Origin of the sequence: Ciceribacter thiooxidans, assembly GCF_014126615.1 — a bacterium.
In the GTDB taxonomy this organism is placed as follows: Bacteria; Pseudomonadota; Alphaproteobacteria; order Rhizobiales; family Rhizobiaceae; genus Allorhizobium; species Allorhizobium thiooxidans.
Map to the genome: position 1 here is coordinate 642,886 of NZ_CP059896.1, position 12,581 is coordinate 655,466.

General features: G+C 64.1%; 12 protein-coding genes. 4 read left to right on the forward strand and 8 right to left on the reverse strand.

The window, feature by feature from the left end:
• Window positions 1-65 precede the first annotated feature (65 nt).
• The 5 genes from H4I97_RS02905 to H4I97_RS02925 are packed head-to-tail and all read right to left on the reverse strand — an operon-like array spanning window position 66 to window position 4,957.
• A complete protein-coding gene (locus H4I97_RS02905; protein WP_182306455.1) occupies window positions 66-1,010 on the reverse strand; it encodes a heme-dependent oxidative N-demethylase family protein in 945 nt (314 codons plus the stop codon).
• A 13-nt stretch (window positions 1,011-1,023) separates the two neighbouring features.
• A complete protein-coding gene (locus H4I97_RS02910; RefSeq protein WP_182306456.1) occupies window positions 1,024-1,308 on the reverse strand; it encodes a YciI family protein in 285 nt (94 codons plus the stop codon).
• Window positions 1,309-1,938 (reverse strand): aminotransferase class IV family protein, encoded by a 630-nt coding sequence (locus H4I97_RS02915; RefSeq protein WP_182306457.1) that lies wholly within the window; start codon window positions 1,936-1,938, stop codon window positions 1,309-1,311.
• Window positions 1,923-3,104, reverse strand: coding sequence for an aminodeoxychorismate synthase component I (locus tag H4I97_RS02920; RefSeq protein ID WP_182306458.1), 1,182 nt, complete (start codon window positions 3,102-3,104; stop codon window positions 1,923-1,925). The genes H4I97_RS02915 and H4I97_RS02920 overlap by 16 nt, the downstream gene beginning before the upstream one ends.
• A complete protein-coding gene (locus tag H4I97_RS02925) occupies window positions 3,101-4,957 on the reverse strand; it encodes a M3 family oligoendopeptidase (protein ID WP_182306459.1) in 1,857 nt (618 codons plus the stop codon). Before H4I97_RS02925 ends, H4I97_RS02920 begins: the two co-directional genes overlap by 4 nt.
• Window positions 4,958-5,218: 261 nt before the next feature.
• Here H4I97_RS02925 and H4I97_RS02930 point away from each other — a divergent pair, with 261 nt between their 5' ends.
• Window positions 5,219-6,748, forward strand: coding sequence for a sigma-54-dependent transcriptional regulator (locus tag H4I97_RS02930; protein WP_182306460.1), 1,530 nt, complete (start codon window positions 5,219-5,221; stop codon window positions 6,746-6,748).
• Window positions 6,749-6,868: 120 nt separating this feature from the next.
• Entirely contained in the window at window positions 6,869-8,770 is a 1,902-nt protein-coding gene (gene mepK, locus H4I97_RS02935; RefSeq protein ID WP_182306461.1) for a peptidoglycan L,D-endopeptidase MepK, read from the forward strand.
• Window positions 8,771-8,863: 93 nt separating this feature from the next.
• On the opposite strand, the gene H4I97_RS02940 is transcribed toward mepK, so the two are convergent.
• From H4I97_RS02940 to H4I97_RS02950, 3 genes are all read right to left on the reverse strand, one after another.
• On the reverse strand, window positions 8,864-9,130 hold the full coding sequence (locus H4I97_RS02940; protein ID WP_182306462.1) for a DUF2312 domain-containing protein: 267 nt from the start codon (window positions 9,128-9,130) through the stop codon (window positions 8,864-8,866).
• Window positions 9,131-9,223: 93 nt separating this feature from the next.
• Window positions 9,224-9,529: a DUF1244 domain-containing protein gene (locus tag H4I97_RS02945; protein WP_182306463.1), complete on the reverse strand. Its 306-nt coding sequence runs from the start codon at window positions 9,527-9,529 to the stop codon at window positions 9,224-9,226.
• A 14-nt stretch (window positions 9,530-9,543) separates the two neighbouring features.
• On the reverse strand, window positions 9,544-10,338 hold the full coding sequence (locus tag H4I97_RS02950) for an N-formylglutamate amidohydrolase (RefSeq protein WP_182306464.1): 795 nt from the start codon (window positions 10,336-10,338) through the stop codon (window positions 9,544-9,546).
• Window positions 10,339-10,586: 248 nt separating this feature from the next.
• On the opposite strand from H4I97_RS02950, the gene H4I97_RS02955 reads away from it, so the two are divergent.
• Window positions 10,587-11,015, forward strand: a complete 429-nt coding sequence (locus tag H4I97_RS02955; protein WP_182307523.1) for a DUF1036 domain-containing protein — start codon at window positions 10,587-10,589, stop codon at window positions 11,013-11,015.
• Complete coding sequence (pyk, locus tag H4I97_RS02960) at window positions 11,015-12,454, forward strand: pyruvate kinase (protein WP_112689867.1); 1,440 nt, start codon at window positions 11,015-11,017, stop codon at window positions 12,452-12,454. Before H4I97_RS02955 ends, pyk begins: the two co-directional genes overlap by 1 nt.
• Window positions 12,455-12,581: the final 127 nt, after the last annotated feature.

The following is a 12,581-nucleotide window of genomic DNA, read 5'->3' on the forward strand; positions in this document are numbered from 1 at the left end:
CTGCAGCGGCCTTTCCGGTTCTCGGAACGCTCTAGATCATAAATTTCTGACACAATAAAGGGGCCTCAGGCGGCGCCGTTCTCGTCTCTATTTCCCGAGAACATGCCGCCGCGCAGGCAGGAAACGAGTTCGTCGCGCTTTTCGGCGAGACCCTTGTAATTCACCTGTGCGTCGGTCAGCGCGTCCAGTTGCCTGGCCAGCCTTTCGGCAAGATCGGCGCCGGCCGGATGGGTGGCGAAGGCGCGGATGGGATCGAGATAGATGCGGATCGTGAAGACGATGTCGCCGGAGACCGGCAGCTTGCGCAAGGTTTGCCGTTCGACCCTGACGATCGCTTCGTCCGCCGCGACTGTCGTCGACGACGGTTCGACGGGAAGCTTCGCCGATTGCGGGTGGAAAAGGGCGTGGCGCCAGTTGATCGACCAGTTGAACCGTTCGGCCGGCTGGTCGGGATGAAGACCGTCGAAGATGCGGTTGACGAGCGTGGCATTGCGCGTGCCGGCCTGAAAACCGGGAACGGCTGCGTGGACCTCCTCCATCGGGCGGCCGAACTTCTCCTTAAGCGACCACGATGACGGGAAGGAGAGATGGGCGGCGGCGATCTGCCAGCCGTTCTCGCGCCGGCGCATCAGGACGAGATCGTCCTGCACAAGAAAACCCGCCCGCAGCAGCGGCGGCATCGTCATGTCGGCAAGCTCGACCGAATGGCCGGCGACGTGCATCACATCGCCGGCGCGGCGGTAAATCTCTCCATGTTCCCGCGGCAGATAGTCGGAAAGCAGGTCGAGGCATTCCTGCTGGCCGGCGCGGGTGTCCGGCGCTTCCATGAAGATCTCGTCGGCATAAGGGCCGAAGAGGCGCCGTTTCTCGGAAAGCTCGCCTGCGAGCTGTTCGTCCGGCTCGGTCCAGCGGCGGAGGTCGAGCGGGCGCAGGCCGATGGTGAAGGGCGTCGACGAGCCGTCATAGGGTGTGCGGGGCGGCCTGGCGGATGTCGTGGTGGTCACCTCCATTGCCGCCGTTCCCTCAGGATTTCAGGATTTCGAAACCGGGTGCTGCCGTCGTCAGCAGCGTTTCGGTGACCTCGCAATCGGCGATGCCGTTCACCACGAAGGGATCTGTGGCGGCAAAGGCTTCGATCTCGGCGCGGTCGCCCGCGGCAAGAATGACGCCGCCGGTCCGCGGCACCTTGCGTCCGGAGGCGAGAAACCAGCCGCGCTCGTAGCCTTGCTGGAGCCAGGCGAGATGCTGGTCCATCAGGCGGTCCGCTTCTTCGAGGCTCTTCTTGTAGGTGAGGGAGAGTATCAGCATTCAGATGTCGCTTTCGATCAGTTCGGCCCGGATCAGGCCACGCAGGGAGTTGCCGACAAAGAATGGCTGGTCCTTGAGGTCCTGCGGGCGCAAGACCGAGCTGCGGGCCTTGCGCTCGCGGATCAGTTCGGCCCGGAGAATGCCCGCCAGCAGCCCGCTCGACAGTGGTGGCGTAATATATTGCCCGCCGATGTCCTCGACGAAGACATTGGTGATCGTGCCTTCGCAGACCTCGCCGCGCTCGTTGAGAAGGAGGACCTCGTCGGCCTCTTCGGGGGTGAACTCCGCCCTCGCGGCCTCGTAGGGCTCCCGCCGCGTCGTCTTGTGGCGAAAGAGGGCATCCTCGGAATCCATCCGGGTCCTGGCGATACGCACCTTCCAAACCGTGTCGGGCGCCTGCGGCTCGAAGGGTGTCGCCGTCACCTCGACCTGTCCGCGGAAGTTCATGGTGAGCCGGACACGCAGCGGCGCGTCGCTGGTCTTCAGCGCCTTGAGCTTGGCTTCGGGATTCTGCGGCTGGCGAAATCCAAGCGCATCGGCGGAACGCGCCAGCCGCCGCAGGTGCTGGTCGAGCCGCCGAAAGCCTTCGCCCGGCTGCCACCGCATGGTTTCGATCAGCGAGAAATCCATTGGTCCCCTACTGCGAATCGCGCCTTGAGCAGGCACTCCTCGTATTCGGCCTTCGCGTCCGAATCGAAGACGATGCCGCCGCCGACGTTGAAGACGGCCTCTCCATTCTTGAAAAGCGAAAGCGTGCGGATAGCAACCGAAAAACGCATCGGCCCCGCCGGGTCAATATAGCCGATCGCGCCGCAATAGACGTCCCGCGGTCCGACTTCCAGGTCGTGCAGGATTTCCATGGCGCGCATCTTCGGGGCACCGGTGATCGAGCCGCAGGGAAAGAGTGCAGCGAAGATGTCGGCTATGGTGATGCCGGGCGAGAGCTTCGCGCGGACATGGCTCACCATCTGGTGCAGCGTCGGATAGGTCTCGATCTCGAAGAGCTTCGGCACCGAGAGCGTTCCGACCTCGCTGATGCGGGAAATGTCGTTGCGCAGCAGATCGACGATCATCCGGTTTTCGGCCTGCGTCTTCTCGTCGGCCAGCATCGCGGCGATGATCTCGCGATCCTCGGCCGGCGTCTTTCCGCGGCCGGCCGTGCCCTTCATCGGATGGGTCTCGATGAAGCCTTCCTTGTCGACGGCGAAGAAGAGTTCCGGCGAGCGCGACAGGATGACCGGCCCTTCGAGGTCGACGAGCGCGCCGTAGCGCACCGGCTGGCGCTCGATCAGCGACCAGAAGGCGGCGAGCGGATCGCCGTCCCAGCGGGCGCGGATCGGCATGGTCAGGTTTGCCTGGTAGCAGTCGCCCTCACGCAGATGCCGGTGCAGCCGGTCGAAGCGGCGCTGATAGGACGGAAAATCCCAGGCCGCGTGCGGCTCGGTGATGAAGGGCGCATTTTCCTTGCGCTGCCGGGGTGCGGCGAGAGGGTGATCGTCGCCAGCGGGCGCATCGAAGACGCCGAAGCAGACGAGCGGCGTCTCGCGATCTTCGGCGGCGCGTGGCGCGAGCTTCTTCTCGAAGAGGTAGCCCGCTTCGTAGGAGAAGAAGCCGGCGAGCCACTTGCCCGACTGGTGCGCCTCGTCGAGGCGCGCAAGTGCCGTGAAGAAGCCGTCGGCGTCATGGGCGACGATGATCTCCGACGGCGCGGCAAAAACCGTGCATTCGCCGCGCGTATCGTCGCGGAAGAGGACATAACGGCCGGCTTCGGCCGGCGATGCGGCGGGCGTCGTCATGCAGTCTCGTCGAGCGCTTCCAGTTCGTCGATGAGGCTTTCGATCATCGACAGGCCCTTGGCCCAGAAGGACGGATCGGTGGCGTCAAGGCCGAAAGGCTTCAGGAGTTCGGAGTGGTGCTTGGTGCCGCCAGCCTTCAGGAGCTCGAAATACTTGTCCTGGAAGCCCGCCTCCGCCTGCCGGTAGACCGCGTAGAGCGAATTCACAAGGCAGTCGCCGAAGGCGTAGGCATAGACATAGAAGGGCGAATGGATGAAGTGGGGGATATAGGCCCACCACGTCTCATAGCCTTCCGAAATACTGATCGCCGGCCCGAGGCTTTCGGCCTGCACCGACAGCCAGAGTTCGCCGATGGTCTCGGCCGTCAGCTCACCCTCCTTGCGGGCGGCATGCACCTTGCGTTCGAATTCGTAGAAGGCGATCTGGCGGACGACCGTGTTGATCATGTCCTCGACCTTCTGGGCCAGCATCGCCTTGCGCTCGCGCCGGTCCTTCGTTTGGTCGAGAAGCGCGCGGAAGGTCAGCATTTCACCGAAGACGGAGGCGGTCTCGGCGAGCGTCAGCGGCGTCTGGCACATCAGCGCGCCCTGCGCGCCGGCCAGCACCTGGTGCACGCCGTGGCCGAGTTCGTGCGCGAGCGTCATCACATCCCGCGGCTTGCCGAGATAGTTCACCAGGACGTAGGGGTGGGCCGATGGCACCGTCGGATGGGCGAAGGCGCCCGGCGCCTTGCCGGGCCGCGCCGGTGCATCGATCCAGCCGCCGTCGAAGAAACGGCCGGCGATCGCCGCCATCTCCGGCGCGAAGCGGCCATAGGCGGAAAGCACGGTCTCCTTCGCCTCGTCCCAGGGGATCACGCGATCGGAGGTTTCCGGAAGCGGTGCGTTGCGGTCCCAGTAATTGAGTGTGTCCACGCCGAGCCATTTCGCCTTCATGGCGTAGTAGCGGTGCGAGAGGCGGGGATAGGCGGCCTTGACCGCGCTTGCCAGCGCATCGACGACCTCGCGCTCGACGCGGTTGGAAAGATGGCGGCTGTCGGCGATGTCCTGGAAACCACGCCAGCGGTCGGAAATCTCCTTGTCCTTGGCGAGCGTGTTCGTCACCAGCACGAAGATGCGGATGTTTTCCTTGAAGGTTGCCGAGAGCGCGAGTGCCGCGGTTCGGCGACGTTCAGGATCGGCGTCCTGCAGAAAGTTCAGCGTCGCCTCGAGCGGCAGCGCCTCGCCGTCGATCGTGAAGCGGAGGCTTGCCAGCGTCTCGTCAAAGAGCCGGTTGAAGGCGCCGGCGCCGGTCATAGACTTTTCGAGGAAGAGCTGTTCGATCCGGTCCTCGAGCTGGAAGGGCTTGTCCTTGCGCAGGTCGACGATCCACGGGCGGTAGTGGGCGGCGGCCGAGTCCCGGTCCATGCAGGCGTTCATGACCGCGTCGTCGATGCGGTTGAGCTCGAGGGTGAAGAAGAGGAGATGTCCCGAAAGATCGGTCAGCTTCGCCTGAACGTCGCCGAAGAACTTGCCGTTCGCCGTGTTCGTCATGTCCGAATAGTAAGTGAGCCCGGCATAGGAGGCGAGGCGGCCCAACAGGTCGTCGAGCGCCTCGTATTCGCGAAGCGCCGCCCCGATGCCCTCGTCACCCGTGGCGGCCGCCGCTTCTGCGAGCTTGCCCTTCCATTTCGCCTCGAAGGCGAGCGTATCCTTCTCCGACTTTTCGAGGTCGCGCTTGAATTCCGCGGAGGTCGGCGACGGATAGAGATCCTCGAGCTTCCAGACCGGCAGCGTTCCGAGTGCGGGCGCGCTCTCGGCAGCCACGGCGGGTTCGGCGGCGAGCGCGATGGCGGGGGTCCGGTGTGGGCGCATGGGGCAGTCCTTCCGTTTCAAAGGCGATTGGCGGTCAGGTTTAGAGCAGTCGGCGCCCGATGAAAACCGTACATCGCGACGGAAATTTGCCCGCAGAAGGCATGCCTCCGGCCCGGGTTCACGGCGCAACCTGTGCAAAAACGCGATTCGCTAAAATGCGAATGTTTTTGAAAACCGGATTTTCAGGCCTCTCCGGCAGCCTCGGGGCTCGAAGGTTCACAAACGCATGATGCGTCGGAATGATTCCGGGGAGCTCGAAAAGTGACAGCACACATTCTCGTTATTGACGACGACCCGCAGGAGCGTCGCTCGCTGAAGGCCGTGATCGAAAGTCGCGGCCATGCCGTGCACGTGGCCGAAAACGATCAGGCGGGACTGGAAGTCCTCAGAAAAATGCGCGGCGAGATCGACGCCGTGCTGCTCGACCTCAAGTCGGGGGAGGGTAATGGCCTCTCCGTGCTGTCGTTTCTCGATCGCCTGCGGGCCGACGTACCCGTCATCGTCCAGACAGCCGAAAGCGGCACCGATCTGGCCGTCGAGGCGATGCGCGCCGGTGCATTCGACTTCGTCGTCAAGCCGACCTCGCTCGAACGGATCGCCACGGCCGTGTCCAATGCCCTGAAACTGCATGAAGGCGATAGCTCTGGGCGCCCGCTCAAGCGCGGCCGTTCGGCTTCGGTCTCCTTCAGTGACATCATCGCGGCGAGCGCCGGCATGGCGCGCGTGCTCGAACTCGGCCGTCGCGCCGTCCAGTCGCACCTCCCGATCATGGTCGAGGGCGAGGCAGGCGTCGGCAAGGAGATGCTCGCCCGCGCCATCCATTCCGCCAGCGAAAGGTCCGGCCGGCCGTTCGTCGCCGTCAATTGTGCGGCGATCCCGCATGCGACCATCGAAGCGGTGCTTTTCGGGCGTCCGGAGCAGGATGGAGCCGACGAGGGGCATATCGGCAAATTCAAGGAAGCCGACGGCGGCACCCTGTTCATCGAGGAGGTCGGTGACCTTCCACTGCACGCGCAGGCGAAGCTTCTCGAAGCCGTTCAAAAGGGCGAGATCGTCGCTGCCGGTGGCCGCAACCCGCACAAGGTCGACGTGCGGATCATCGCCTCGACCAGCAAGGACCTCATCGAGGAGGTCAAGGCGAGCCGCTTCCGCGAGGATCTCTACTATCGCCTCAGCGTCTTCCCGATCACCGTACCGGCACTGCGTCGCCGCAAGGAGGACATCGTCCACCTGGCGCGTGCCTTTGCCGAAAGGTTCTCTGCCGAGCAGCGTCTCCAGCGGCCGCTCGGCATCGGCTCGGGCGCGCTCGCGCTGCTGACCGCCTACGACTGGCCGGGCAATGTCCGCCAGCTCGAAAACGCCGTATTCCGCGCGGTAGTGCTTGCCGAAGGCAACGAACTGACCGAGCGGGATTTCCCGCAGGTGGCCGCGCAGCTTCCGGGCCGCGGCGGAACGTTTGCGTCCTCCCTTCTGCGCGCCCCGTCGTCTCCTGCCGCAGAGCAAGCGAGCATGGTCGCAGGCGCCCCGTTCATGGCCGAATCAGGACAAGCCCCGGCCGTCGCGCCGGCAAATGTGGCAGCGCGGACGAACGTCATCGTCAGCACCGACGAGAGCGGCAATGTCCGCAAGCTTGCCGAGGTCGAGGAGGAACTGATTCGTTTCGCCCTCAAGTTCTACCGTGGCCAGATGAGCCAGGTGGCGCGAAAGCTCGGAATCGGGCGCTCGACGCTCTACCGCAAGCTCAAGGACTATGGAATCGATCCTGACAATCCGCAGAAGGATGCAGCTTGAGCAAGGTCAATGCAGCCCCGTTAACGCTCGGGTAAATATATTCCGTTAACAGCAGTAAATCACTTGTTAGGCAAGCGTTCACTATATATGGATTGAGTGCAAATCTGTGGCAGTTTTGCCATGGTGTTACCGCATTTGGCATTCATCTGGATAGCGTGGGACGCAGTCTTTCGGACGGGGATTGAATTGCAGATTACGGATGCAACGATCGCGCCTTTCGGCTGTGCCGAGCGCAAGGGAAAAGCTGCAAACGCGATTTCTGCCGTCAGGCATCTCTTCCTGGCTTTCGTGTTCGCCGCTCTTTCGCTAGCCGCATTTGCCGTTTCCGCCTCTGACGCGGCAGCAGAAACCCGCACGCTGAAGATTCATTTCGTTCATACGGGCGAAAAGGCATCGATCACCTTCAAGCGCAACGGTCGCTACGATGCGAGCGGTTTGAAGCAGCTCAACTACATTCTCCGTGACTGGCGTCGCAACGAGCCGACGAAGATGAACCCGCGTCTCTTCGACCTCGTCTGGCAGGTCTACCGGCAGGCCGGTGCTAGCGGCTACATCAACGTCGTGTCCGGCTATCGCTCGCCCGAGACGAACTCGATGCTGCGCAAGCGCTCCAAGGGCGTCGCCAAGGAAAGCCAGCACATGCGCGGCACGGCGATGGACTTCTATATCCCGGGCGTTTCGCTGAAGACGCTGCGCGAGGTCGGCATGAAGATGCAGGCCGGTGGCGTCGGCTACTATCCGAACTCCGGCTCTCCCTTCGTCCACATGGATGTCGCCGGCGTTCGCTCCTGGCCGCGCATGTCGCGCAACGAGCTCGTCCGGCTCTTCCCGAACGGCAAGACGCTGCACATTCCGAGCGACGGCCGGCCTCTGCCCGGCTACCAGCAGGCGATGGCCGAGTACAAGCAGCGGCTGAATTCCACCGATATCGTCGTCGCCGACAACAAGGCACCGGGCAAGCGCAAGAACCTTCTCGCCTTCTTGTTCGGAACCGGCGACGAGGACGAGGAAGAAGATGTCGTGGTGCCGAGCGAGCGCCCGGCCACCCGGCAGCAACCTGTCCTGACGAATTCGCCGCCTGTGATGATGGCCTCGGCTGCCCCGCCTCCGGGTGTGGAAACGGCCGCTGCGCCCGTCGTCGGGACCGCGCCCGCCGAGGCCGTGTCGGCGTCGGTCGACAACGCTCCGGTGCCGCTGTCGCGTCCCTCGTTCCGGCCGCAGACCGGCGATACCAGCCTTGCCGTCGCCCTTTATTCTCCCGCCCGCAATCCGGCTGAAGAGGCGCTGTCGCAGGTGGCTTCCGCCACGCCGCAGGGCAGCGAAACCTTTGCCGATCTCGAAACGTACAAGATCCCGGTTCCGACCCTTCTCGGCCAGCGCGGCATGAAGGGCGACGCCGAGGGCGAGATCATGACGGCATCCGTCGATCCCGCTCAGGCCGGCGCACAGACCGAAGACTTTGCCGTACCCGTCCCGGTCGGCCGCCCGGCCGTCGCCGAGGCTCTGCTCGCCCAGGCTGATGGTCAGGAAGAGGCGGAAGCCGACGAGATCGAACAGGCGATTCTGTCGCCCGAAGCCGCCGCAGCGCTCGAAGAAAGCCGGAAGGCCGATGCGGCCGCCGCAGAGGCAAAGGGCGCCCCTGTCGAAGTCGCCGCCCTTGATCCCCGGCCCGAGCCTTCGTCCCGGACCGTCGATTTCGGTGATGTCTTCGATGCCCCGGCGGCACAGAAGCCCGCGACATCCGGCATCGAGGCGGGCTTGCCGGCGAAGGGCGGGCGTCCGAGCCGCGCCGATGCCGAGGCAGCGCGCGTCGCGATGAGCGGCGGTACGGCACTCACGCAGACGATGCTGTCGCAATGGGCGATCAGCCAGAACAGGTTCGAAACCGTGGCAAAGCCGGTCAAGGCGCCGCGGGTGGTCAGCCGTGCGCTCAGCGCCGAGCCGGCGAAGATCTATCCTGTCGGCTTCAAGGGTGGTGCGCAGCCGGTCGATTCTGGCCGCTTCGGTCCGGTGACGCCCTGAGAGACCCGGAACGCTCGACAGGAATATGATTTCCAACAAAAAACCCGCCGGCATCCCGGCGGGTTTTTCGTTCACGGGCCGTGATGCCTTAGTTTACTGCGCGTCCGGCGGGCTCTCGATCATGCCGAGCGCATGCAGGTAGGTGTCGAGGATCAGATCCTCTTCCATCCGCTCCTGCTCGTCCTTCTTGCGCAGCGCGATGACCTTCTTCAGGATCTTGGTGTCGAAGCCCGTGCCCTTGGCTTCGCCGTAGACATCCTTGATGTCGTCGGCGATGGTCTTCTTTTCTTCTTCCAGCCGCTCGATCCTTTCGACAAAGGCGCGAAGCTGGTCGCGGGCGACGCCGTGGGCATCAGACATGAAATTCTCCTGTATCTCTGGAAACGAATTCGGATGGGTGCTGACCTGCCGCGAAGTGCGGCCCGCGTCAAGACCGGTTCGACGGCTGTGCCCTCATTCCTTCGGTCTGTTGCGCTCGAACGCCGCCTTCTGTTCCTCACTCGCCTCACTCTGGTGAAGCGCTTTCCACTCTTCGTAGGGCATGCCGTAGACGTGTTCGCGGGCCTCGTCCTTGGAGAGGTCGGTACCTGCCTCGCGTGCCGCTTCGTGGTACCAGTTGGCGAGGCAGTTGCGGCAGAAGCCGGCAAAGTTCATGAGGTCGATGTTCTGCACGTCGGTGCGTTTGCCGAGATGGGCGACCAGCCGGCGGAACGCTGCGGCCTCGAAATCTCTCTGCTGTTCGGGTGTGAGATCTGTCATGGGTTGCCTCCTCCTCAGGTGTCATAGGCGCCGGTGCGCGAGGCGAAGCGCCGGTAGGCATGCAACGCCGGATCGGCATTGAGCGCGGTGAAGATCGGCGCCAGCCGTTCGGCCCAGGCGTCGATGCCCGCGTCTCCCGCGATCAGGTCCTGGCGCACCTCGAGCAGCGCATGGGGTATGCCCTTCGTCATGCAGTGGCGATACATCGTATCGCCCTTCAGGGCGCCGTCATAAGGCTCGTTGTCGCCGATCACGAGATCCCCGTCGGCCCTCAGGCCATCGAGGAGCGGGTGCACCGCACGGTCGTCGGTATCCCACAGGACTGCGGCATGCCAGGGGCGAGGAACGCCCTTCCAGGCCGGCGTGAAGGAATGCAGCGAGAGCACCAGCGGCGCCCTGCCGGATTTCTCGGCGACCGCAGAGATCGTCTCGTCGACGGCGCGGTGATAAGGCCGGTGGAACCGCTCGATGCGCCCCTGCCATTCTTCCGCTGTAATCGGATGATTGCCGGGAATGATCGCGCCGTCGGAGATCTTCATGACGAGCGTCGGGTCGTCTTCGCCCCGATTGGGATCGATCAGCAGACGCGAGAAGCAGCCGAGCACGGCGGGCACGCCCAGCCGCTCCGCGAGCCGGCGGGTCAGGCCTTCGATCCCTATGTCGTAAGCGATGTGGCGGCGGAAGGCTTCCTCGGCCAGGCCGAGCCGGCCGTATTCATCGGGAAGGCGGTTCATCGCATGGTCGGCAAGCAGCACCATGCCGCTGTCATAGTGGCCGGGTATGATTTCGAATGCAGTGAAGTCTTGCATGGATGAGGGGGCCCGTTTGGCTTTGCGGTTTGATGACATGGGGAAAGCGGAGCGCAAGCTTTCCCATGGGTCACGTTTGTGCCAAGATCGCGGTCGATGCTTCAGGTCTGAAATTTAATCGATTAGACTTAAGTTGACATTCCCGCCTCATCATCGCAAGAAAGCAACCGATGCACCAGAATGGAGTTCGATCGGAAATCGTGCCGAAGCGAAATTCGACCAAGAGCGCGCGCGGAAGCGTGCGCAACATGAAGTGCCTGATCATTGCCGGAGCCTTTCTTGCTCCCCTGGTGACGGCGGGTGCAGCCCATGCCGAATTCAGGGTTTGCAACGGTACGCAGAACCTGGTCGGTGTCGCCATCGGATACCGCGCCGCGGAGGGGTGGATCACGGAGGGCTGGTGGCAAGTGCCGGCTGCGACGTGCGCGACCCTGATCGAGGGCGAGCTCCAGTCACGTTATTATTATCTCTATGCTGAAGACGCCGCACGCGGCGGCCGCTGGGCCGGCGACATCAAGATGTGCGTCGCCGAGAACGAGTTCAAAATCGTCGGCGTACAGGATTGCTACGCACGCGGCTATCAGCAGATGGGCTTCAAGGAATATGACACCGGCCGCCAGGGCAGCTGGATGGTCCAGCTTTCCGACACGCCCGGCACGCAAGAAAGCCAGAATTGATGAAGCGTAACCGCAAGGTCAAGATCCTCGCCACACTCGGACCGGCATCCTCCGAAGAATCCATGATCCGAAAACTGCACGAGGCGGGTGCAGATCTCTTCCGCATCAACATGAGCCATGCCAGCCACGACGTGATGCGCACGCTGATTGCGCGCATCCGCAGCGTCGAGGCGGCCTGCGGCCGACCGATCGGCATCCTCGCCGACCTGCAGGGGCCGAAGCTCCGCGTCGGCAAGTTCGCAGCGACCACGGTCGAGCTCGTTCCGGGCCAGACCTTCACCCTCGACAACCGTGACGAGCCCGGCGACAACACCCGTGTCTACCTGCCGCATCCGGAAATTCTGGAAGCGGTGAAGCCGGGCCACCGGTTGTTGATCGACGACGGCAAGCTGCACCTGCGCGCGGAAAAATGCGACGGCAAGAGCATCGTCACGACGGTCGTCTCCGGCACCAAGATCTCCGATCGCAAGGGCGTGAGCCTGCCCGACACGCTGCTCGGCGTCGGCGCTCTCACCGACAAGGACCGTGCCGACCTCGACGCAGTGCTCGCGACCGGTGAAGTGGACTGGGTCGCGCTTTCCTTCATCCAGCGCCCGGAAGACCTCGCCGACGTTCGCAAGGTGGCGCGCGGCCGCGTCGGACTCATGTCCAAGATCGAGAAGCCGCAGGCGATCGAGCGCATCGACGAGATCATCGAGCTCTCCGATGCGCTGATGGTGGCCCGCGGCGACCTCGGCGTCGAGATGCCGCTCGAAGCGGTTCCCGGCCTGCAGAAGCAGCTGATCCGCGCCTGCCGTAAGGCCGGCAAACCGGTCGTCGTCGCGACCCAGATGCTGGAATCGATGATCTCCGCTCCGGTTCCGACCCGCGCGGAAGTCTCCGACGTCGCGACCGCCGTCTTCGAAGGTGCGGATGCGATCATGCTGTCTGCCGAGTCCGCGTCCGGCCAGTATCCGGTGGAAGCGGTTTCGACCATGGCTTCGATCGCCTTTACCGTGGAGCGCGAGCCGCATTATCCGGGCATCATCTATGCCCAGCGCGCCCAGCCAGAGGCGACCGGAGCGGATGCCATATCGCTCGCCGCCCGGCAGATTGCAGAGACGCTGAAGCTCTCGGCGATCGTCTGCTACACCTCGTCCGGCACCACTGGCCTGCGCGCCTCGCGTGAGCGTCCGGAAGTGCCGATCATCGCGCTCTCGCCGGTCATCCAGACGGCGCGCCGTCTCTCGGTGGTCTGGGGCCTGCACTGCGTCGTCTCGGAAGAGCCGACCGATCTCGACGACATGGTCAATCGCGCTTGCCGCATCGTCGTGCAGGAAGGGTTCGGCAAGCCGGGCGACCGGGTCATCATCTCCGCCGGCGTCCCGCTCGGCACCCCGGGCTCCACGAACATGCTGCGGATCGCCTATATCGGATCGGATGGCCTGAGCGGCGTCTGACGACCTCTGCCGCGAACGCCGAACGAAAAGCCGCCTCCAGGGCGGCTTTTTCATGCGTGGTTGAAGGACGTTCCGTGTGGGTCTACTGGCCATGCAGCCGCATGGCGGGAGCCGGTGCCGCAACACC

Excerpts from the sequence above, each read along its gene's own strand:
- H4I97_RS02905 (WP_182306455.1), bottom strand. The coding sequence starts at position 1,010 with ATGGAGGTGACCACCACGACATCCGCCAGGCCGCCCCGCACACCCTAT.
- H4I97_RS02910 (WP_182306456.1), bottom strand. The coding sequence starts at position 1,308 with ATGCTGATACTCTCCCTCACCTACAAGAAGAGCCTCGAAGAAGCGGAC.
- H4I97_RS02915 (WP_182306457.1), bottom strand. The coding sequence starts at position 1,938 with ATGGATTTCTCGCTGATCGAAACCATGCGGTGGCAGCCGGGCGAAGGC.
- H4I97_RS02920 (WP_182306458.1), bottom strand. The coding sequence starts at position 3,104 with ATGACGACGCCCGCCGCATCGCCGGCCGAAGCCGGCCGTTATGTCCTC.
- H4I97_RS02925 (WP_182306459.1), bottom strand. The coding sequence starts at position 4,957 with ATGCGCCCACACCGGACCCCCGCCATCGCGCTCGCCGCCGAACCCGCC.
- mepK (WP_182306461.1), top strand. The coding sequence starts at position 6,869 with ATGGTGTTACCGCATTTGGCATTCATCTGGATAGCGTGGGACGCAGTC.
- H4I97_RS02940 (WP_182306462.1), bottom strand. The coding sequence starts at position 9,130 with ATGTCTGATGCCCACGGCGTCGCCCGCGACCAGCTTCGCGCCTTTGTC.
- H4I97_RS02945 (WP_182306463.1), bottom strand. The coding sequence starts at position 9,529 with ATGACAGATCTCACACCCGAACAGCAGAGAGATTTCGAGGCCGCAGCG.
- H4I97_RS02950 (WP_182306464.1), bottom strand. The coding sequence starts at position 10,338 with ATGCAAGACTTCACTGCATTCGAAATCATACCCGGCCACTATGACAGC.
- H4I97_RS02955 (WP_182307523.1), top strand. The coding sequence starts at position 10,587 with ATGAAGTGCCTGATCATTGCCGGAGCCTTTCTTGCTCCCCTGGTGACG.
- pyk (WP_112689867.1), top strand. The coding sequence starts at position 11,015 with ATGAAGCGTAACCGCAAGGTCAAGATCCTCGCCACACTCGGACCGGCA.